The following is a 22256-nucleotide window of genomic DNA, read 5'->3' as shown; positions in this document are numbered from 1 at the left end:
TATGTTGCGCACGCTGGGATCATAAGAAATGCATTCACTTGTGAACGAGTTCACAACAAAAGACGCTGCTCCTCCCAGAACGCGATTTCGATCAAAAATATTGAAATTATTTGCACAAAGCTAATGACAAATATGAGTGACCCATATTAGTATTTTTTATATGCAAAGATTTTCCAACATAAACGCCCTGCTCGCCTTTGTAACCGTTGTCAAAGAAGGTAGCGTATCCGCCGCCGCGGATGCGATGAACCTGACACAACCCGCGATCAGCCATCAGTTAAAGCGATTGAGCGCCGAGACAGATGTGGTTTTATTCAAACGCACATCAAGCGGACTACAACTTACGCAAGACGGGGCAAATTTGGTGGCTAAAGCCGAACGCGTGATCGAGGCAGCAACAGATTTCCACCGCAGCGCGCATAAACGTGCTGGTCGCATCAGTGGAAAATTACGCATCGGTACAATTGTTGATCCTGCGTTTATCCGGCTTGGGCAAATGTTACACCATATGCGCAATGACTATCCCGACATCGAAACAGAGCTAATTCATGGGGTCAGTGGTGAAACCCTATCGCGATTGCGCCGCAATCAAATTGACGCTGGGTTTTATCTCAGCGGGCCAGATGAATTTGAAAACACGCAATCTGACCAAGAAGAACCAATACACGCCTTGCGGCTCGCTGATTTCAACTACCGCATTATTGGCCCAACAGGGTGGCAAAAACAGCTCGAAACCGCATCATGGATCGAACTGGCGGCGCTACCTTGGATTGGAACACCCGAAGTGTCGGTGCATCATCGTCTATTGAAACCGATTTTTGCTACCCATGATGTGGTGCAAAACATCGTTGCACGTGTTGATCAAGAGGCATCAATGCTTGAAATGGTACGCTCTGGCATCGGGCTGAGCCTTTGTCGAGATTCTATTGCATTGTCCCAAAAACAATCATCTGGCCTCGCGCTTTGCCCCGAGATACATGTACCAGCAACACTCAGCTTCATCACCCTTGCCCAGCGCAAAGATGACATAACCACTTCCGTTTTGTTTAAATCTGTTGGCCGTATCTGGTGAACGTCAAAGTATCTGCTTATAACGCACATACTCGAGTCAAAAGCGTGCGCTATAACGGTGTTCGGGTAAAGAGTGGTGAGAGTTAGCTTAACGCAGCACATCACAGCTCTACGTTAGACCAACACAAATTGTCCTGCTTTTGGGTCTATCCACTTAAACGATGCCACCCCCTGCGCCAGATACAACAGGCCGCTCACCAGAGACCTTTTGACGATACCCAGATTTGCGATAGGCTGCTATTGGATCTGCCGCGCCGCCCGCCTCCAACCTTGCCATTGCCAAAATTGGTTCGACATCAGTTCGGAAACCATGCTTTAAGGTCGTTGTCGCCATAAGTGCATCGTTTTCGTCTTGAAATCCGTACAATGTGGCACGGTCAACCAACAATGCCTGTGCATATGCACGCTGAACTTCCATTGCTGAAGCCATCAAACTTTCAATGGGGTCGGTTACATTATGGCTTTGATCAAGCATATGCATTGGGTTGAAATCAGGGTCTGACTCTGCCTCTACCAATTCATTAAAAACAAGGAACAACCGATATGGGTCGATGCTGCCAGTGTCGAGATCATCATCACCATATTTGCTGTCGTTGAAATGGAACCCGCCAAGTTTACCAAATTGTTTTAATCGTGCCACAATCATTTCAATATTCACATTGGGTGCATGGTGACCTAAATCAACAAGGCATTTAGCCTTGTCGCCCATCTGCTGAGCGATCAACAGATTTGTACCCCAGTCTTGCACAACAGTGGAGTAGAATGCAGGTTCGTACATTTTGTGTTCTGTTAACAGCGTCCAATCCTCTGGGAGGGCGGCATAAATTTGTTTCGCCGAATCCAAATAACGCTCGAACTGTTTCGAAAAATTGGATTGACCCGGAAAGTTAGATCCATCTCCCACCCAAATCGTTAGGGCTTTAGACCCAATTTTTTGCCCAAATTCTATACAGTCGATATTATGCTCTATCGCCTGTTGTCGCGTAGCCGCGTCGGTATTTGATAACGAACCGAACTTATAGCTGTGCGCCAGACCTGAATGGTCTTGGAACGTATTTGAATTCATCGCATCAAACGACAATCCAACTTGTTGTGCCTTCGCATTTAAATCATCCGTTGGCGCGACGTCCCATGGAATGTGCAACGATACCGATGGCGTCGCCTGCGTGAGCTGGTGAACCACACCGCAGTCATCCAATTTATCAAAAATATCGCGGGGCTCTCCCGTGCCAGGAAAACGTGCAAAGCGCGTTCCCCCCGTCCCTACACCCCAACTTGGAACCGCGATTCCGTAACTGGAAATTTTAGATTTGATATGAGAAATATCAATATTGCGACGATCAAGGTGTTCACCCAACGCATCATAATTCGCCCGTAAGTTAGCTTCGTTCTTATCATTTTCTTCTGCGATAATATCCGTATTAATCATTTGGTTTCCTCCCTATCGTGCCTATCGCGTGAACGCTTGGACGTTGCCAGCATCCACATTGACTATGTTCCCGGTAGATTTCGCCGACAGATCAGAAGCGAAAAAATAAGCCGCTTCGGCAATATCTTCAGGCAGAACAGAACGTTTCAACATTGAGCGTTCGCGGTAATGGTCCTCGAGTCCTTGTTTGTCCTTACCATAAGTAGATGCGCGTTCTTCCAACCAGTCACCTGACCAAATTTTTGACCCTTTAAGAACCGCATCTGGGTTTACGACATTCACACGAATACCCTCTGGTGCGCCTTCTAACGCTAAACATCTTGCCAAATGAATTTCTGATGCCTTTGCCGTGCAATACGCAGATGCGTTCGGTGACGCCGCCAATCCATTTTTTGAGGCGACAAATACAACAGCACCACCCATTTTTTGGACTTTCATCATTTTAAACGCGGCACGGCTTACCAAAAAATAGCCCGTCGACAGAATATTCATATTCATATTCCACATATCAAGACTGGTTTCTTCGACGGGAGCGGAACTTGCGATGCCTGCATTCGACACCAATATATCGATGCCGCCAAATTCATTGGCCGCTTTGTCGAATGCACGATCAACCGCGCATTCATCTGTAACGTCCATATTCACCACACGCACGACATCGGCCGAATAACGGCTGCTCAGGTTCGCAGCCGTTTCGGACAATGCGGCATCATCAATATCCGCCAGCACCACACAGGCGCCCTCGCGCAAATACCGTTCTGCGGTCGCCGATCCGATACCACCAGCACCACCAGTTACCAACGCAACGCGACCGGCAAGCGATTTTGGTTTTGGCATACGCTGCAACTTAGCCTCTTCCAAAAGCCAATATTCAATATCAAATGCTTCTTGTTCTGGCAGGCCCTGATATTCAGACACCGCATCAGCACCGCGCATCACATTGATTGCGTTGACATAGAATTCACCAGAAATTCGAGCCGTTGCTTTATCTTTGGCAAATGTAATCATGCCCACACCAGGGATCAAATAAACGACGGCATTTGGATCACGTATCGCGGGGCTATCTTCTCGCTTACAACGTTCATAGTAGGCTGTGTAACCTTCCCGATACTGCGCAACGGCATCTGGCAATTTCGCCAATGTAGTATCGACATCAGGGTTGGCGGGATCAAAATCAACAACCAGCGGGCAAATTTTCGTGCGTAAGAAATGATCCGGGCATGACGTGCCCAGCGCTGCCAATCGCACCATGTCTTTTGCATTTACAAATTCCAACACCGTGTCGTTGTCAGTAAAATGACCAACCATATGTTGTTGCCCTGAAACCATCCCACGAATAGCAGGCATCAACCGCGCGGCGACACTACGTCGATCATCCTCTGAAAGACTGGTGTGAACCGCACCACCAAATGCTGGCTTGCCCACAGTTTGCTGGGCAAACCAATCCATCGCAGTTTGGATGATTTCAAGTGTCAATTCGTAACAGTCACGCGCATCATCCGCCCATGTAAAAAGGCCATGACTTTCCAAAACGACACCTTTTGCATCTGGGTTTTTTTCGCAAAAATCAGACAACCAAAGACCCAATTCATACCCTGGTTTTTTCCATGGTAACCACCCGATCGTATCGCCGAATATCTGTTGCGTTAATGCTTTACTGTCTTTTGCAGCCGCAATCGCAATGATCGCATCAGGATGCATGTGGTCAACATGCTTGCGTGGAACGTACGCATGTAATGGTGTATCAATCGACGCCGCACGTGGGTTCAGATTAAACGTACAGTGTGGCAACAGCCCAACCATTTCGTCTTCGTATTCCACCCCACGATACACGCCGCGCAACGCGTTCAGCTTGTCCATATACAAAGACGAAAACCCGTCCATTTTCATTGAACCAACATCACCACCAGATCCTTTAACCCACAAAACTTCTACGGTGTTTCCATCAAGAGGATCCTTTTGCATAACCTTGGCAGAAGTATTACCGCCACCATAATTTGTGATTCGCTTATCTGAGCCTAATAGGTTCGAACGATACAATAGCTTTTCAGGCTCACTCATATCGTTCGCTTGGGTTTCATCCCATTTATTTTCAAGGCGTTGGCTTAATTTTGCATCGGGCATTTCCGTCTCCATCAAGGGGTAACAGTAAAATTTCATTAACGGCAAGCTGGCCGTTCGGGCACTTAATGTCAATCATAATCAATCATAATCAATCATAATGTTAAATAAATGACAGCTTATGACAAATAATGATTGACTTAAGACCCCGACTCACTGCAACGTGGCTCAAACACGGAGATCAGAAATGCACGAGAATGACCGACATAGAGTAATTCTATCAGCAGTACAGGATCACTCGGTTGTAACCGTTGCTGATCTTTGCACGCTTACAGGTGCGTCCGAGGCAACAATACGACGCGACATCAGCACTATGGATTCACAAAAAAAGCTGCGTCGTGTACGTGGTGGTGCTGAGGCATTAACCACCAAAGCTTTTGTTGGGCTGGCTGGTCGCCCATTTTCTTACAATGAAACAATTAACATGGCTGAAAAACAGGCCATCGCCGCGGCGGCAGTTGAAATGTGTACCGATGGCGAGCCCATCATTATCAACGGCGGCACGACTACCTTTCAGATGGTGCATCCGCTTGCATCGCGTCAAATGCAAGTTTTCACAAACTCATTCCCAATCGCAGAGCATTTGCTCAAGAACACGCGCAATACTGTATTATTGTCAGGCGGTGTTATCTATCGTGAGCAAAACATAATTCTATCTCCTTTTGACAACGATGTGACACGCAATTTTTATGCGAAACGCATGTTTATGGGTGCACAGGGAATTGGCCCATTGGGCTTGATGGAACAAGACCCTCTTTTGATCCAAGCAGAGGAAAAACTGATTGGCCAAGCTGAGGAATTGGTCGTGTTAGTGGACAGCAGCAAATTTGCAAATCGCTCTAGCATGATTTTGTGTCCGTTGCGCCGGATCAACACATTAATAACTGATGACGGTATTGATGACCGCACTGCCTCCATGCTTGAGGCCGCTGAAATTAACCTCGTTGTCGTGTCTTCAGGCACGACGCAGCAAAAAGGAACCGCGTCTTAATCGGTTCAAAACTAACGTCTCTAGGGAGGAAACCATGAGTACATTAAAAAAAATAATGACATCTACTGCGATCGCGTCGGCAATGCTTGCATCCCCAGCACTCGCCGCGGACGAAACGCGCATCGCTCTTGTCGTAAAGGCATTGGGCATCGGCTTTTTTGAAGCCGCAGCAAAAGGAGCCGAAGAAGCAGCAGCAGAGCTCGGGGATGTGGAGCTTATCTATACAGGTCCAACGGATACAACCGCCGAAGGACAAATCGAGGTTATCAATGCCTTGATTGCCCAAAACGTAGACGCCATCGCAATTTCTGCAAATGATACCGACGCATTGGTCCCCGTTTTGAAAAAAGCAATGAGCCGTGGCATTACCGTTGTAAGCTGGGACAGCGGCGTTGCACCAGAGGGTCGTCAGCTACATCTGAATCCATCATCAAATCCCCTGATTGGCAATATGATCATCAAACTTGCAGCTGATCATCTCCCCGACGGTGGCGACGTTGCAATTCTATCCGCAACCACAACTTCGACCAACCAGAATACCTGGATTGAAGAAATGAATAAGGTCAAGGATAACTATGCTGGAATCAATGTTGTCGGAACAGTTTATGGCGATGATCTCGCAGATAAATCATACCGCGAAGCGACGGGCCTAATGCAAACCTATCCTGAATTGGACGCGATCATTGCCCCAACATCTGTTGGTATTGTAGCTGCCGCACAAGCGGTGGTTGATGCCGGCAAAGTTGGACAAGTGAATGTAACGGGTCTCGGGTTGCCATCCGAAATGGCTGGCGCGATTGAATCTGGCGCTTCAAAATCCTTTGCAATCTGGAATCCAATCGATTTGGGATATTCTGCAACAATGCTTGCCTACGAAATTGCCAAGAACGGTGCAAAACCAGAGCCAGGTGCGACAATATCAATGGGTCGCATGGGTACACTAGAGCTCGATGAAAAATCCGAGGGCGCGATGGCTGATCCATTTGTATACGATGCGACAAATATCGACGAATTCAAGTCAATTTTCTAATCTCCCCTGTTTGGCCCTTAATGTATTGACATTAGGGGCCATCAGCCCCCTTTGACATCACCCCTAGCCAAGTGAGATTTCAAATGAGCGTGCAAGAAACGCCCATCGTCTCGATGGATGCGATCACCAAAAAATTCCCAGGCGTAAAGGCACTGGATGAAGTTAACCTCGATCTCTACGCAGGACAGGTAACCGCGTTGGTCGGTGAAAATGGGGCGGGGAAATCGACGACAGTTAAGATTTTAACGGGAATTTATCAACCCGACGGTGGCACCATCAGAATTGACGGAGACCCAATATCATTCGCGAATGCCAATGCCGCGGCAAGTGCAGGTATCACGGCGATTCACCAAGAAACGGTTTTGTTTGATGAACTATCTGTGGCGGAAAACATATATATCGGTCACGCTCCCAAAACCCCTTTCGGTTTGATCGACAAAACAGAAATGGTAAAAAGTGCTACAAAATTATTGAATAGCATTGGTGCCCAATTTGATCCGCGCACGCGCTTGCGTGAACTTGGAATCGCTAACAAGCATTTGGTTGCGATTGCGCGTGCACTATCAGTGGATGCTCGCGTTGTTATCATGGACGAACCAACAGCAGCTTTGTCTCACAAAGAAATTCTTGAATTGTATGAACTGGTTGAAACTTTGAAACAACAAGGCAAAGCCATCTTGTTTATCAGTCACAAATTCGACGAAATTTTTCGGATTGCGGATCGCTACACTGTATTTCGTGACGGTACATTTGTTGCGGATGGCAAAATCGCTGACATTGACGAAAACTCATTGGTAAAATTGATGGTGGGCCGCACGGTCGATCACATCTTCCCAGAGCGCAGCACAATCACTTCCGAAGAGATATTACAGGTTGTCGGGTATTCGCACCCAACCGAATTTGCAGACATTGGATTTAAATTGAAACGCGGTGAAATCTTGGGATTTTACGGGCTTGTCGGTGCGGGGCGATCAGAATTTATGCAATCCCTGTTTGGTATTACAAAACCGTCGAAAGGTATCTGCAAGATAGAAGGCAGAATATGCGCGATCCGCTCGCCTGCTCAAGCAATTGAAAACGGCATTGTTTATGTTCCAGAAGATCGCGGTAAACAGGGGGCAATTATTGGCTTGCCAATTTTTCAAAACGTAACCCTGCCCTCACTGGGTCAAACATCAAAATCTGGCTTTCTAAAGCTCGCAGAGGAATTCAAACTTGCCCGTGAATATACACAACGCTTAGATCTGCGTGCGGCCTCTTTGGATCAGGATGTCGGCAATCTTTCAGGGGGTAACCAACAAAAAGTTGTTATCGCCAAATGGTTGGCCACCCAACCAAAGGTTATAATTTTAGATGAACCCACAAAAGGCATCGATATTGGCTCCAAAGCAGCCGTTCATGAATTTATGGTAGAACTTGCCGATCAGGGCTTGTCCGTCATCATGGTGAGCTCGGAAATCCCAGAGGTTATCGGCATGTCCGACCGCGTTATTGTGATGCGCGATGGCCGTATCGAAGCCGAGGTAGAGGGTGAAGACCTACGCCCAGAGGTATTGGTGCGCCACGCCGCTGGCATTGGCATCCGTTCACAAATGGAAGAGGTATAAACATGTTATCCAAACTTATCCCAATGCGTGAAACAATACTTGGCGCGGCCATTTTATTATTGCTGGCACTGGTTGCCACGCGGTTTGCAGGTTTTATCGCGCCAGCAAATTTAGCAAATGTTTTAAACGACACCGCCCCGCTGATAATATTGGCCTTGGGTCAAATGGTTGTAATCCTGACAAGGTGTATTGATCTTTCAGTTGCTGCAAATCTTGCGCTGACGGGAATGGCCATGGCGATGTTAAATGTGGCTATGCCAGACTTACCTATCGCTTTGATTATCGCCCTTTCAATTCTGATCGGTGCGGCAATGGGTGCAATCAACGGGCTATTGGTCTGGAAACTCGAAATTCCACCGATTGTTGTGACCTTAGGTACCATGACAATCTTTCGCGGGATTATTTTCCTAATATCCGAAGGTAAGTGGGTCAACTCACATGAAATGAGCGCGGCATTCACGGGCTTTCCACGCGATGTGATGTTGGGTCTCCCGATGCTTTCGTGGGTTGCTATTCTGATAACCATTTTATTTGGTATTATGATGTCACGCAGTTCATTTGGACGATCAATCTTTGCCGTAGGTGGCAATCCACATGCTGCAGTTTACACTGGTATCAACGTCGGAAAAACGCAATTTTTTGCTTTTGTTCTCTCGGGTGCACTCGCTGGGTTAACTGGATATCTATGGGTGGCGCGTTACGCTGTGGCTTATGTTGACATCGCGGGCGGGTTCGAATTGGAAGTTGTCGCAGCATGCGTGATCGGCGGAATATCGATCGCAGGTGGAATTGGATCTGTTGGCGGTGCGGTACTCGGTGCTCTGTTCCTGGGCGTCGTTAAGAATGCCCTACCCGTCGTAAATATTTCCCCGTTCTGGCAACTCGCAATTTCAGGCAGTGCAATACTGATCGCTGTCGCATTTAACGCTCAATCAGGCAAGGCCAAGGGACGTATTATCCTTAAGACATCAAAGGACGCAACATGACCCAGACCAATATTAACACCCGCCACATTCCAGATCGCCTGCATTCTCGCTCGTATCGCGCCTTGCGCAGTTGGGAAACGTTATTATTGACAGTAGCAATAGTTGTTTTTGTCATAAACAGCTTTGCCTCACCCTATTTTCTGAATGCGTGGAGCCTGAGTGATGCAACATTCAACTTTACCGAAAAAGCTATGATCGCATTCGCAATGGCCCTTTTGATCATCGCGGGCGAGATCGATCTATCTGTCGCCTCTATCATAGCATTGGCAAGTACTGCCATGGGTTTCGCCGTTCAACACGGCGCAGGCACGCCCGAACTTATTATGATCGGCTTAACAGTTGGCTTGCTTTGTGGAGCTTTCAATGCAGTCTTTGTGACGATACTTGGTCTACCTTCTATCGTTGTTACGATCGGCTCAATGAGTCTCTTTCGCGGCATTAGTTTTATTATTTTGGGTGATGGAGCGTTTCGCGGCTACCCTGCTGATTTCGCCTGGTTTGGGCAAGGATATATCTATTGGGTTTTTACCGTCGAAATTGCAATATTTGCATTAATTGCAGTCATCTATTTCGTGTTATTGCACAAAACCAATTTTGGGAGGGCTGTCTATGCCATTGGGAACAATCCTACAGGGGCTCTGTTTAGCGGTATTCGTGTTCAGCGCGTGAAGTTCATTCTCTTTCTTCTCACCGGGCTTATGTCTGGCGTGGCTGCCATTTGTTTAACCTCGCGCTTGGGTTCCACGCGACCAAGCATCGCGCTTGGAATGGAGCTAGAGGTTGTGACGATGGTGGTATTGGGTGGCGTAAATATTCTTGGTGGTTCAGGGTCGATACATGGCGTTGTCATCGCTGCATTTGTTATGGGATTGGTCACCTTTGGACTAGGGTTGTTAAATGTACCCGGTATCGTCATGTCAATTTTCATTGGCTTGCTTTTGATCGGCGTAATCGCGTTGCCTCGAGTTTGGGCGATGTTTGTAGCCAAGAGAAACACACCATGAGTGAACGTTATGTTTTTCGTATGCGCCTGAATGCAGGATCCGAGCAAGCATACCGCGAACGCCATGACACAATTTGGCCAGAACTCATAGTTTTGCTTAAAGATGCAGGTGTCAGCGATTATAGCATTTATTTGGATCCAGAAACACGATTGCTTATTGGTATCCTGACGCGCACGGATGATCACGATATGTCGAATTTACCCGCGCATCCGGTAATGAAAAAATGGTGGGCGCATATGGCAGACATTATGGAAACGCTACCAAGTAATGAACCCGTTACAACAGATTTATCCTGCATGTTTCATATGCCATGAAAAATCCACAACACATCGCTGTAATCGATATCGGCAAAACAAATATAAAACTTGCATTAGTTGATCTTGCCTCGCTGTCCGAAATTGCGGTACTAACGCGACCCAACACTGTATTGTCTGGCCCACCTTGGCCACATTTTGACACCTCGGGGCATTGGAAATTTTTGCAAACGGCTCTTGCCGAGTTTCATCTCATTCACAGAATTGATGCGATCTCCATAACCACACATGGCGCTTGTGCGGTGTTACTTGAGGCCGACGGCAGCTTAGCCGCCCCCGTTCTTGATTATGAGCACAATGGTCCAGAAGATATCGCAGCCGCATATGACAAAATTCGCCCTTTGTTTTCACAAACTGGATCGCCGCGTCTGGCAAACGGATTGAACATTGGCGCTCAACTGCATTGGTTGTTTACACGAGATCCCGATTTACACGACCGCACGGCTCACATTTTAACCTATCCACAATATTGGGGCTATCTTTTGACTGGCGTCGCAGCGAGCGATGTTACCTCAGTCGGTTGCCACACTGATTTATGGTTACCCCGAGAAGCCAAATTTTCAAACCTCGTTGAGACACTGGGAATTGCAAACAAAATAGCGCCCGTTCGAAAATCTGGTGATATCTTGGGGACAATTCTCCCCGAAATTGCGGCAACGACAGGACTATCGCCCGATACGCCAGTCGTGTGTGGGTTGCACGATTCCAACGCATCACTTTATCCACATTTACAATTGGAACAGCCACCGTTGTCTGTGGTTTCAACGGGCACATGGGTTATTGTCATGACAATGAATGGCAAAGAGGTCATTCTTGATCCCGCGCGGGATACCCTTATTAATGTTAACGCGTTTGGGAATCCAGTTATATCAGCCCGCTTTATGGGCGGGCGAGAGTTTGAAATTATCAAAAATGGCCATACCTTTGACGTTTCACAAAATGATGTAAATCGCGTGCTAAACGATAAGATTATGCTTCTGCCCGCAGTCGAGCCCTCGACTGGACCGTTTCAAGGTCGCAAAATGCAATGGATTGGCCCCGAACCAGCGGCTGGCACTGGCATACGTTCAGTTTCACTTTCTTACTATCTTGCGCTCATGACGGCGACATGCCTTGGATTGACGGGGGCAAATGGCCCGACTATCGTCGAAGGTCCTTTCACACAAAATAGCGAATATTTAGCCATGTTATGCGCTGCAACAGAACGTCCTGTCCAAATTTCCAAGTCCACGACTGGTACAAGTATTGGAGCCGCTCTATTATTCGGATCATCTGACAACATAAAGCCTGCAGAAGCGATACCATCACCTGCCAAGCTCGAATTGCTACGAGACTACGCTAAAGCTTGGCATTCAAACTTAACGCAAGAGCAAAACTAATTCTCGGCGTTGTCGCTCTCACATTAAAGAAACTTGCATCACTACAGAGATTAGTCGTTCGTAAAGTGGCAGTTTCCGGCCCTAACCGGACATTGGTAGTTGGTTCGGGATGCTGCGGTGCGGCCAGTTAAACCGGCCATTCGTGCATGGTGCTGCATCTTGGGCTACCGAAGGACGGCAGAGGGGACAAGGCCGGCGTTAGCAACGACACCATAGGTAGTGGCTAACGAAGACAAACAACCTCTGTTGAACTTAACAGCCCCTCACCCCAGATAAATCTGCCCTGCGGGATATTTTACCTTCGGAACGCTGCGGGTGGCGAGGAAAAAACCGATTGCCAAAGGGCCGACCCGCCCGACGAACATGATCGTCATGATGATAACACGCCCGGTGCCATCAAGCTCCCCCGTGATTCCGCGCGATAGGCCCACCGTTCCAAAGGCGGATGTCACTTCGAATGCAAGGTCGATGAATTGACCATCGTGGTTGATTGCCATCAAAAATATCCCCGTCAGGACGAGCAGCATGGAAATTATCGTCAGTGCGAGAACCTTCATGACCTCATCCACCCCCAAAGACCGGCCAAAGACATGCAACGTGGTTTGACGTCGAAAAAAGGCGACCGTGGCAAGCAATAGCACGAATAGTGTGGTGACCTTTATCCCGCCAGCGGTTGAGGTGCTGCCGCCGCCGACCAGCATCAGTGTCATCGTCAGCAAGGAGGTGCTGTCATGCATTCCTCCGGTGTTGACCGTGTTGAATCCTGCGGTACGCGGCGTGACCCCTTGAAACCAACTCGCCCACAGCTTGTCAATGGTGCCAAGTTGGCCCAGAGTTTCGGGGTTTCGCCATTCCAACAGGCCGAACATGACACTTCCCCAAACGATCAAGAAAGCGGTGCCGACAAGCATCAGCTTGGAATGCAGGGTTAGTTTGCGCCAGTTTCTCGTCTTGTAGACATCGCCAACAACGATAAAGCCTAGCCCACCCAAGATGAAAAGAGCAGGTATGACCAGATTGACAATCGGGTTTCCGACCCATTGCGAAAGGCTGTCGGGGTGCAGGGCAAACCCGGCATTGTTGAAAGCCGAGATCGAGTGAAAGACCGCCTGCCAAAGGCCAATCCAGCCAAACTCTGGGACAAATATTAGAGCCATAAACGTGGCGCCAACCGTCTCGCAGGCGAGGGCGATGATCAGGATCATGCGAGCAATATACGTGAGGTTCGACAGCGAAGTCTGGTTGAGGTCCTCGCGCAGGATCAGCCGTTGTGGCATACCGACAGGGATCCCCAGAGCTCCGAGCAAAAGCACCGCAAAGGTCATAAGTCCAAGCCCGCCAAGCTGGATGAGCACAGCAATGATCGCTTGACCAAATCCGGTAAAGGCGGACCCAGTATCGACAAGAGCAAGCCCAGTAACTGTCACCGCCGAGGTCGCGGTGAACAGAGCTTCGCTCAGACCTATGTCACCGTGATGCGAGATTGGCAACCAGAGCAGTATAGCCCCCAGAATGATGAACGCCATGTAGAATAGCGACAACAGCGCAGGCGGCGGCATCCGCAGGGTCTTTTTACGCCCGAGGAGATTCCGAAATAAGGAGGCCATGGTTAGAGACTGGCCGCAAAGCTGTGAAGATCCTTGCGTTGGCCCAGCAGCAAAAGAAGGTCATCGCGCTGCAACTTGAACTCTGCCCCGTCCTGCCCGATAAATTCACTCCCTCGCATGACGCCGATGCAACGAAGGTTGTAAGTCTTGCCATGCGGCAACTGGCTCAGGCTGCGGCCCTCAAGGCTCTCGGGAATGCGAAAGTTCACCACGTGGTAGCCGTTTCCGAGACTAACATAGTCCCGCAATAGCGGGTTGTGCAGAATTTGCGCGATATGTTGGCCAACCTCGACTTCAGGATGAACGATCCTGTCCACACCGAGTTTTTTCAAAATTCGGTGATGGGTCTTGGTCGTGGCCTTGGCCCAAACAACCTGAACGCCGACGAGTTTGAGGTTCATCGCCGACAGGATGCTGCCCTCCAAGTCATCGCCCATAGCAACCACAGCAGTATCACAGTTGCTGAACCCGGCATCACGCAGCGCTGCGTCATCTCGGGCATCTACGATCATGGTTTGTGACAGGGTATCTGCAAGGTTGGCGACACGCGCCTCGGATATGTCGATGCCGATTACGTGGTTGCCAAACCGCTGCAATTCTTTTGCAACAGAACTTCCGAAGTTTCCCAGACCAACGACACCAAATGTTCGCTTTTTGATATTCAATGCGTTGTGTCCATCCAATTTGACTGTCGCGGAACATTACCGCAATGCAAAAAGATGTCAACATGGGCTCGAAGCGGACATTAATGGTCTTGGTTGCAAATGTCAGCTTTGAGCCCAAATTAGACATTAACTTTTCAAGTTGACCGTCTTGAGACGGCCCTAACCTGAAATTCGCGCAATGGCCAGGTGCTGCGCTGCGGCTCGCCAAAGCCGCCATTGGGCGCGGTCGCAACATTCAATAGGCAGTAGACAACCGCCGTGCGAACGGAACGTTCGCCTTGCCTACCGAGTGCAGGCTTGGGCGGTTAAGCGAGCCACCTACGATAATCTCCAAGGGAAAACGGAGGGGCGAATTTCATACCAGAGGATCAAAGGGACAACCGTCGAAAGTTGCGTGCGTCTCGCCTGCGCCGATCGCCAAGGCAACGTCAGAAAGGCTTCTCGGTACTTCGGCGTCTGCACGGCGCTCATCCGCTCGGTTACGGGGTATTACCGAGGAACTCACTCCGGTATCGTCTATTGACCGTCCTTGTCTGGCTCGGTGCGCGCGTGCGGACGGCGCTTATACCACCCCGGCTCCACCTCGGCAGCCTGCTCGTCTCGGCGCTCATTTTCGGGGCGGCCCATATCGCCGGGCACCCTGCGTTTTGGACTCTTCCAGTCGCGCAGTGGGTTCGCCCTGTCTCCACCCCGGCGGCAGGGCTGTGTAATTCGAGGAAAATGCTTTTCCGTTTCGGCGAGCGCACAGATAGGCAAATCACCCACCGAGCCTGCATTGCATCCATCCTTGATGGCGTCAGGAAAAGACCGGGCTGGCCCCTGCCTTCCTCATCTGTGCATTTGCGCCTCCGAAAGCAGGCGCAAATCAATGTACCGCTCTCGGCAAGGAGAGCTACAAATGACGACAGTCACAAAGGGTCAAGGCTCGGGCTTCCGCCGTGCACGACATCGCGGGGCGAATTGGCGAATACGCCCGGTCTTAGCCAAGACGTTACGGTGCGGGTCAGGCTTGGATCTCCATCCATTAATAGATCGCCGTTCTTGATGGCATCGCGGTAGGTCCGGTCGCCCATCCAGATGTCCGACAGGGTCTGGACCGTGCAATTGAAATAGACGTCGATATCCTTGCCCGGGTCCTTGATGCAAACCTCTGTCTTTTCTGGGCTGACGACCAACCACCAGTTACGTTGCTCCTCCAAATCCGAGAAGCGAAACTTGATGATTGTTTCCTGCCCCTTGATCTTTTCGCGGTCGATGCTGCGCTCAAGGTAGAGCATTAGGAACTCGACATCGAAATCCTGGTCTAGGATCGTGTTCTTGGCCCAGATGATCCCCCATTCACCAAGTGCAAACAGAACCGGCAACAGGGATTCACATGCCTCGGTCGGAAAATATTCGTACCCTCTCTGACCGGGGATGCGCCGACGGATCACCATGTTCTGCTCTTCGAGTTGCTTCAGCCGCTTGGTCAGAAGGGCCGGTGAAATATCTCCCAGCCCGCGCTGCAGCGTGCTGAACCGTCGCCCGCCCATCAAGAGTTCGCGCAAGATCAGAATGGTCCAGCGTTCGCCAAGGATCTCGGCGGCTTTCGCGATCGGACAGAACTGGTTGTAATTCATAAGCACTCCTCCTCGTCACTTTGGCTATGATGAACTTCACATATTGTAGCAGATTCCTTCGTTTTTTGTAGCGGGTTACTTCTGGCGGTGAAGTATTTCGCCCGCCCTTGTTCCTCTATTCTTTTGGTCATCGGCGACCGGACACCCCGTCGCCAGGAAAAACCGAAGAGAAAAGTAATGTTTATCAAAGCAATATCAGGGTTTCGACAGGACGGTTCGGTCAAGCGAACCAAGCCCCGGGGCCTTCTCGAAATCCGCCGTCAGAGGCTGGCCCTCTCCCATCTCACGCCGCGCCAGCTGTCCGACATCGGCATCAGCCCGGCGGAGGCAGAATACGAAGCCGCCGGATATTTCTGAGAATCATCCGCCATCTGGCGCGGCTGAAACCACACCGAATTCGCTGATTCCAAAGGCGACCTTTACCGGAGAAACGAAAATGACTTTTCAAAACGAATTCACCACACATGATACCGAAATCCTGCCGACGTCGCCGCTCGTCGAATTCTGGAACGACACGCTGGCCCCCAAATTCCTCAAATATCGCCACGTGCTCGAAGGCGGGTTGTCGCGCCACAGCGAGACAGTGATGCCGATGCTCGATATCAGCCGGGGCAACCACGTTCTGGATGTCGGATGCGGCTTTGGCGACACCGCCATTGCGATGGCCAACCGTGTTGGGCCAGACGGCCAAGTGGTCGGCGTCGATTGCTGTGATGACTTTCTTGATATCGCCCGCAACCGGCCGGAACGCAGGTTCGCGCCCAATGTCCGGTTCGAGACTGGCGATGCCGAGCGGGGTTTGGGCGTTGCCCAGTACGACTTTGTCTTTTCGCGCTTTGGCACGATGTTCTTTGCCAATCCGGTGGCTGGGCTGCGCAGTATGCGCAACGCTCTCAAGCCCGGCGGGCACATGGCGCATATCGTCTGGCGCGAACGTGTGGATAACCCGTGGCTGATCGAGGCCCGCGACATCGTGCGCCGCTATCTGCCCGCGCCGGGTGCCGATGCACGTACCTGTGGCCCCGGCCCGTTCTCGATGGCGGATGAAGACACGACACGCGCCCAAATGGTGGCAGCTGGTTTCACCAACATCGCCTTCCAGCGCATCGACGCCAAGGTGCAGGTCGGACGCGACATTGATGACGCCGTGAACTTCCAGCTCGCCGTCGGTCCTGCCGGGGAAACCTACCGCGAGGCCGGTGACGAGGGTGTCGCCCGCCGCGCCGAGATCGTGATCGCCCTGTCGGAGCTTTTTGAAGACGTCCAAGCGCGCGAGGGCGGCCTGTGGATGGACAGTTCATCTTGGCTGATCACCGCTCGCGCACCACGCTGACCCGCAACAACAAAGAAAGAGACCGCTATGTTTTTCACTCCATTCCGCCGCTCGCGGCGCGAACTCGCCGGCACGTCTGACGTGCCCGGTGACGGGATGCATCAACCGACCGACACGCGCCGGCGCCTGCACCCGATCCACCTGCTGTTTCCCCGCCGGGGCCAGCAACGAAACCTAGGATTGCTTACCCGCGATACCGAAAGTTCGAACTCAACCAACCAATCCAAAGGACCAAAAATGACCTACGTATCTACGACTCCCGCCAACAACGGCGTCAACACCGAAGCCCTAATCGGCGCGCGCGGCGCGTTTGCCGAAACCCCTGTCGCAGCACAGTTCACCTTCAAGAGCACCTGCGACTGGATCGAAGGCACCTACAACCGCAACACCATCAACGGCTATTTCGGTCTCGGCCAGGAGCATGAACGCAAGCGCACGTTCTCGATCGAATCCGATCATCCGGAAGTCTTTGCGGCGGCAGACCGCGCTCCGACCCCGACCGAGATCGTGCTGTCGGCACTCGCCAGTTGCCTGACCGGCGGCGTAGCGGCGGTTGCCCAGCATCGCGGCATCCAGCTGCACTCAGTGCGCGCCACCGTCGAGGGCGACATTGATGTCCAAGGCATCCTTGGCATGGATCCCGAAATCCGCAACGGCTTCTCGGAGGTACGCGTGTCTTTCGAGATCGACGCCGACGTAAGCGACGAAGACATCCGCGCGCTGGTTGCCCAGTCGCAGAAACGCTCTGCTCTGTTCGACATCCTGACCAACCCGACGAACGTCGCCGTCACCGTATCGTAACAGTCATCTCGTCATCGGCCGTGCCTGCGGTTCGGCCGATGGCCAGCCAACCCTCTACCGAAACGAACACAATGATTATCGACCACAAACCACTGCGCGGCGCGGCCCTCTTTGACCTCGGCCACTACCGACCGCACCCAAAAACTTCGGCGCAACGCCCATCCGCGGCACCCTGCAAGCAGCGCTAATCCCAACGTTTTGCGGAAACGCCGGACGTCCAGACAAGGAACAACCCTATGAAAAGCATTTCTACGATCATCATTGGCGCCGGACAGGCGGGTCTGGCGATGAGCTATTGCCTGCAACAACGCGCGGAGCCGCATGTGCTCCTCGAGCGCGGAAAGGTCGCCAATTCCTGGGCGAGCGAACGCTGGGACAGCCTGCGATTGCTGACCCCTAACTGGCAAAGCAGGCTACCCGGCTGCGCCTATTCCGGATCCAACCCGGACGGCTTCATGGACATGGCTGGCGTCGTCCGCTTCCTTGGCGGATACGCGGCCGCAATCGCTGCCCCGGTTGAGGAGCAAACCTCCGTCACTTCGATTTCCCGCCTGGGTGACGGATACCGGGTGATGACTAACAAGGGCATCTGGGCCTGCCGCAATCTTGTTCTGGCGAGCGGTGCCTGCAACCGCGCGCATGTCCCCGCCTGCGCCGCAGCGCTTCCCGAACATATCACCCAGCTGAGCCCGTTGGACTATCGCAACCCGTCCCAACTGCGCGCCGGCGGTGTTCTTGTAGTCGGCGCTTCCGCTACGGGTGTCCAACTTGCGTCCGAAATCCGGGCCGCCGGCCACCCAGTAACCCTCGCCGCCGGTCAGCACATCCGCATGCCAAGGCATTATCGCGGGCGCGACATCCAATGGTGGATGGAGCAGTCCGGGCTGCTCGCGACCACGACCCGCGAGATCGACGATCTTGCCCGCGCCCGCGCCGTGCCATCGCTGCAACTCGTCGGCGATGGCACGGCGCAATTTCTGGATCTCAACGCGCTCCAACGGGCGGGCGTTGACGTGGTTGGTCGCCTTGCCGATATTCGTGCCGGTGAGACCCTGTTCTCCGGCGGCCTGGCCAATGCGGCGATGCTGTCCGATCTGAAAATGAACCGGGCCTTGGAAGCGTTCGATATCTGGGCGGAGCAGGCCGGCATCGACGGCCTTGCATCACCTGAGCGGTTCCCCGCGACCGAGATTCCCCCTTGCCCGACGCTCCGGCTTGACCTCGCGAAAGGTCAGATTTCGACCGTCATCTGGGCCACCGGGTTCCGGCCGGACTTCAGCTGGCTTCACGTGTCCGTGTTCGACCGCAAGGGGCGGCTTGCCCATCGCGACGGCCGCGTTGCGCCGAGCCTCTACGTACTGGGCCTTCCGTTCCTGCGCACCCGCAAGTCATCGCTGATCGATGGCGTCGGCGCCGATGCTGCCGCGCTTGCCGATCACCTCGTCCAATCCACCGGCCGCCAAGCGGCATGAACCGAAAGAACAACAACATGACCCAACATTTCACCACTTCCCCTCAGAACACGGATCGCGACGCGCACATTCGTGACGCGCAGACTGCGGTGATCGCGCGCATGAAATCGGATCCGGGCAAGGCCCGTAGCACGATTAAAACCAATGGTCACATCGGCGAAGGCCTGGCCTGCCATGTCACGCAGGGCCGTTTCGAAATGATGCTCGATATGGGCCGCGCGATGGGCGGCGAGTGCGCCGGTCTTTCACCGGGGTTCCATGGCCGCGCCACCATTGCCGCCTGCGTCGCGATGGCCGTCAAGATGCTCGCCGCGCGGGAGTCTGTCCGTTTCGAGGCTGTCGATGTCTCGGTCGAAATGGATTTCGACGATGCCGCGCTGTTCGGCCTCGGCTCAGGGCATGCCGCGCCGCTGGATACCCGCATTGCCATCGACGTCACGACAGACGCCGCTGACAGCACGGTGCGAGGCATCGTGGATCAGGCGCTGGCATGGGACATCTGGTATCTCGCGCTGCGCGACCCGCAACAGGTTTCAACCCGTCTGTCTGTCCATGAACCCGGCCGTGTGCCGGGCGGACAGCGCGCCCAACATGGAAAGAACCCCCAATGACCCATGATCCCACCTTTTGCGAAGGCGGATGCGCCTGTGGCGCGGTACGCTACCGCGTGACGTCCAAACCAATGATTGTGCACGCCTGCCACTGCCACAATTGTCAGAGGCAAACCGGCAGCGCTCACGCCATCAACGCGCTCCTCGAAACCGATCGCGTCATTCTCCTGTCTGGCGAGATCGAGCAATTTCTGGCCGACACGCCCAGCGGTCGTGGACAGCGCATCGCGCGCTGCGCGTCATGCAAGGTCGCGCTGTGGAGCAACTACCTGATCAACAACCAGGGCGAACACCAGCTTTTCTTGCGGGTGGGCACGCTCGATTATCCGTCTCTTATGCCACCCGATGTTCACATTTACACCGCCACCAAGATTCCGTGGTACATCATCCCGAACAAAACGCCCGCAGTCGAGGTGTTTTACAACCAGAAGGCAACCTGGTCGCAGGACAGTCTACAAAGGCTGAAAACACTCTGTGAAAAAACGGGTGCACCCTACAAGTGACACCGCTGATCTCCCGGTAACCGCCGATTCGGCACCTGCCAGAAAAGGAGCCATCCATGTGGCCCGACACCCGTCTTCGCGACCTGTTCTCCATCGACCACCCTATCATCCAGGCGCCAATGGCCGGCGCCAGCGGCCTTGACATGGCGCTTGCCGTCAGCGCTGCAGGCGGGCTCGGATCCCTGGCCTGCGCGGCGCTGGGTTCAGACCGCCTGCACAGTGTTCTGGCGACAGCGCGAGAGAAAACCGCCAAATCGCTGAACGTGAACTTCTTCGCCCACGCCGCGCCGAAGGAAGATCCCGCGCGCGACGCCGCCTGGCTTGGAAAGCTGTCGGCCTATTACGCAGAGCTCGGGCTCGACGCCCCGGATGCTCTGTCCGTCGGCCCCCTCCGACCGTTTGACGAGGCGCGCTGCGCGGTCATCGAGGCCTTCGCGCCAGCCGTGGTCAGCTTTCACTTCGGACTGCCCAAACCCGCGCTTGTTGCTCGGGTCAAAGCCGCAGGCTGCAAGATTATCTCTTCGGCCACAACGCTGGACGAGGCGCAATGGCTGGCTGCGCATGGTTGCGACGCGATCATCGCCCAAGGCTTTGAGGCCGGAGGCCACCGCGGCATGTTCCTGACCGACAACCTCGGCAGTCAGACCGGAACACTGGCGCTGGTGCCGCAGATTGCCGATGCGGTCGATCTGCCGATCATTGCTGCGGGAGGGGTCGCAGATGCGCGCGGCATCGTCGCCGCCTTCGCGCTTGGGGCGAGTGCGGTACAGATCGGAACGGCGTACCTGTTCACCGAAGAGGCGACCATCAGCCCGCTCTACCGGCAGGCGTTGGCCGATGCCGCCAATGGCGAAACCGCAGTCTGCAATGTGATTTCTGGGCGACCGACTCGCGTGCTCGCCAACCGGATTGCGAGCGAACTCGGCCCGATCTCTCAGAACGCACCCGCTTTTCCCAAGGGGTTCTCTGCATCAGTTCCGCTATGCGCCGCGGCTGAGCGTATAGGGAACCGGGATTTCAGCGCTCACTACTGCGGTCAAGCCGTAGCGCTCGGGCGCGAGACGACGGCATATTCCTTGACCCACGATCTGGCTCACGATGCTCTGCAGCGCTTTGCCCCTCACGAAGCCCAGTAGGCGTGGGCGTTTCCGGTGTTGGCGTCGATTATTAGCAACAGGACGTCGTGAGTATCGTGAGGGCCAAGATCATTGGTGGTCAGGATCGTTTCGTCTGCGGGCGCGCTGAACGATGGCACGTGCGGATCGTGGCTGATGTCCTCGGGAAGAACACTCGGACCCGCTCCAGACTTCATGCAGGCTTTCGCCACGATCGCGCACAAGACGGTAGACTGGGTTGCCAATGTCGTGTTCGCGGTGCGGATAGGCGACAGTCACTGACGTCCCTGAGCAGACCTCGACGGTTCTGTCGATCGCTGCGGTGTAGAATTTCGAAATCTGCCGCTTGACACCTGACGCAGCAAATTTGGCAGACCAAGGTCGGCTACGCGGAAAATTTGGGCTTTCGCTGCGCATGCACCAAGGTCTGCTTATGCCGCTTCAACTGCTGGTAGCGCTACATCGGCTTTGTTGAGCTGTTGGGCGACAATCTCATTGAAAGTCATGCTTGGGTTTGTTTCGGCAAGCATACCTACCTTTATCCAGAACTCCGCCTGCGCATTGATAGACCGGCACATGACCGTGCTGGCTTTGCGGA

21 protein-coding genes are annotated in these 22256 nt (G+C 52.8%); 15 read left to right on the top strand and 6 right to left on the bottom strand.

The features are described from left to right. Positions 1-160: 160 nt before the first annotated feature. Entirely contained in the window at positions 161-1072 is a 912-nt protein-coding gene (locus IE094_RS14970) for a LysR family transcriptional regulator (protein WP_189641525.1), read from the top strand. Positions 1073-1225: 153 nt separating this feature from the next. On the opposite strand, the gene rhaI is transcribed toward IE094_RS14970, so the two are convergent. Together rhaI and IE094_RS14960 are read right to left on the bottom strand one after the other, a co-directional pair. Continuing rightward, the gene (gene rhaI / locus IE094_RS14965) at positions 1226-2500 is read right to left on the bottom strand and encodes an L-rhamnose catabolism isomerase (protein ID WP_189641524.1); all 1275 of its coding nucleotides are present in this window, start codon (positions 2498-2500) and stop codon (positions 1226-1228) included. 21 nt (positions 2501-2521) lie between these two features. Beyond that, positions 2522-4624: a bifunctional rhamnulose-1-phosphate aldolase/short-chain dehydrogenase gene (locus tag IE094_RS14960; RefSeq protein ID WP_189641523.1), complete on the bottom strand. Its 2103-nt coding sequence runs from the start codon at positions 4622-4624 to the stop codon at positions 2522-2524. 184 nt (positions 4625-4808) lie between these two features. Here IE094_RS14960 and IE094_RS14955 point away from each other — a divergent pair, with 184 nt between their 5' ends. From IE094_RS14955 to IE094_RS14925, 7 genes are all read left to right on the top strand, one after another. Then, positions 4809-5612 carry a DeoR/GlpR family DNA-binding transcription regulator gene (locus IE094_RS14955; RefSeq protein WP_189641522.1) on the top strand — a complete coding sequence of 268 codons (804 nt, stop codon included), beginning with the start codon at positions 4809-4811 and terminating at the stop codon, positions 5610-5612. Between the two features lie 34 nt (positions 5613-5646). Beyond that, positions 5647-6642, top strand: a complete 996-nt coding sequence (gene rhaS / locus IE094_RS14950) for a rhamnose ABC transporter substrate-binding protein (RefSeq protein WP_189641521.1) — start codon at positions 5647-5649, stop codon at positions 6640-6642. A gap of 83 nt (positions 6643-6725) precedes the next feature. Continuing rightward, positions 6726-8249 (top strand): sugar ABC transporter ATP-binding protein, encoded by a 1524-nt coding sequence (locus tag IE094_RS14945; RefSeq protein WP_189641520.1) that lies wholly within the window; start codon positions 6726-6728, stop codon positions 8247-8249. Between the two features lie 2 nt (positions 8250-8251). Continuing rightward, positions 8252-9235: an ABC transporter permease gene (locus IE094_RS14940; RefSeq protein WP_189641519.1), complete on the top strand. Its 984-nt coding sequence runs from the start codon at positions 8252-8254 to the stop codon at positions 9233-9235. Continuing rightward, complete coding sequence (locus tag IE094_RS14935) at positions 9232-10239, top strand: ABC transporter permease (RefSeq protein WP_189641518.1); 1008 nt, start codon at positions 9232-9234, stop codon at positions 10237-10239. The genes IE094_RS14940 and IE094_RS14935 overlap by 4 nt, the downstream gene beginning before the upstream one ends. Beyond that, entirely contained in the window at positions 10236-10553 is a 318-nt protein-coding gene (locus IE094_RS14930) for an L-rhamnose mutarotase (protein ID WP_189641517.1), read from the top strand. Before IE094_RS14935 ends, IE094_RS14930 begins: the two co-directional genes overlap by 4 nt. Then, entirely contained in the window at positions 10550-11932 is a 1383-nt protein-coding gene (locus IE094_RS14925; protein WP_189641516.1) for an FGGY-family carbohydrate kinase, read from the top strand. Before IE094_RS14930 ends, IE094_RS14925 begins: the two co-directional genes overlap by 4 nt. A gap of 263 nt (positions 11933-12195) precedes the next feature. Here IE094_RS14925 and IE094_RS14920 read toward each other — a convergent pair whose 3' ends face one another. The 3 genes from IE094_RS14920 to IE094_RS14910 all read right to left on the bottom strand — a co-directional run bounded on the left by IE094_RS14920 (position 12196) and on the right by IE094_RS14910 (position 15823). Continuing rightward, complete coding sequence (locus tag IE094_RS14920) at positions 12196-13539, bottom strand: TrkH family potassium uptake protein (RefSeq protein ID WP_229802375.1); 1344 nt, start codon at positions 13537-13539, stop codon at positions 12196-12198. Positions 13540-13541: 2 nt separating this feature from the next. Next, positions 13542-14204: a potassium channel family protein gene (locus IE094_RS14915; RefSeq protein WP_189641515.1), complete on the bottom strand. Its 663-nt coding sequence runs from the start codon at positions 14202-14204 to the stop codon at positions 13542-13544. Positions 14205-15112: 908 nt separating this feature from the next. Beyond that, on the bottom strand, positions 15113-15823 hold the full coding sequence (locus IE094_RS14910; protein WP_189641514.1) for a winged helix-turn-helix transcriptional regulator: 711 nt from the start codon (positions 15821-15823) through the stop codon (positions 15113-15115). A 177-nt stretch (positions 15824-16000) separates the two neighbouring features. On the opposite strand from IE094_RS14910, the gene IE094_RS14905 reads away from it, so the two are divergent. The 7 genes from IE094_RS14905 to IE094_RS14875 all read left to right on the top strand — a co-directional run bounded on the left by IE094_RS14905 (position 16001) and on the right by IE094_RS14875 (position 21679). Beyond that, positions 16001-16180: a DUF1127 domain-containing protein gene (locus IE094_RS14905; protein ID WP_189641513.1), complete on the top strand. Its 180-nt coding sequence runs from the start codon at positions 16001-16003 to the stop codon at positions 16178-16180. A 79-nt stretch (positions 16181-16259) separates the two neighbouring features. Continuing rightward, positions 16260-17156: a class I SAM-dependent methyltransferase gene (locus IE094_RS14900; protein WP_189641512.1), complete on the top strand. Its 897-nt coding sequence runs from the start codon at positions 16260-16262 to the stop codon at positions 17154-17156. A gap of 27 nt (positions 17157-17183) precedes the next feature. After that, positions 17184-17957: an OsmC family protein gene (locus IE094_RS14895; RefSeq protein WP_229802374.1), complete on the top strand. Its 774-nt coding sequence runs from the start codon at positions 17184-17186 to the stop codon at positions 17955-17957. Positions 17958-18193: 236 nt separating this feature from the next. After that, positions 18194-19429, top strand: coding sequence for an NAD(P)-binding domain-containing protein (locus tag IE094_RS14890; RefSeq protein WP_189641511.1), 1236 nt, complete (start codon positions 18194-18196; stop codon positions 19427-19429). After that, positions 19426-20040, top strand: a complete 615-nt coding sequence (locus tag IE094_RS14885) for an OsmC family protein (protein WP_229802373.1) — start codon at positions 19426-19428, stop codon at positions 20038-20040. The genes IE094_RS14890 and IE094_RS14885 overlap by 4 nt, the downstream gene beginning before the upstream one ends. Then, complete coding sequence (locus tag IE094_RS14880; protein ID WP_189641509.1) at positions 20037-20543, top strand: GFA family protein; 507 nt, start codon at positions 20037-20039, stop codon at positions 20541-20543. Before IE094_RS14885 ends, IE094_RS14880 begins: the two co-directional genes overlap by 4 nt. 56 nt (positions 20544-20599) lie before the next feature. After that, positions 20600-21679: an NAD(P)H-dependent flavin oxidoreductase gene (locus tag IE094_RS14875; protein WP_189641508.1), complete on the top strand. Its 1080-nt coding sequence runs from the start codon at positions 20600-20602 to the stop codon at positions 21677-21679. A gap of 410 nt (positions 21680-22089) precedes the next feature. On the opposite strand, the gene IE094_RS14870 is transcribed toward IE094_RS14875, so the two are convergent. Beyond that, positions 22090-22256, bottom strand: a 167-nt coding sequence (locus IE094_RS14870) for a TA system antitoxin ParD family protein (protein ID WP_189641507.1), incomplete at its 5' end; no start/stop codon positions are given.

It is taken from the genome of Paramylibacter ulvae, assembly GCF_014652655.1.
GTDB lineage: Bacteria > Pseudomonadota > Alphaproteobacteria > Rhodobacterales > Rhodobacteraceae > Amylibacter > Amylibacter ulvae.
Note: the sequence above shows the minus strand (reverse complement) of the source record. Positions and strands in the feature narration are given on the sequence as shown.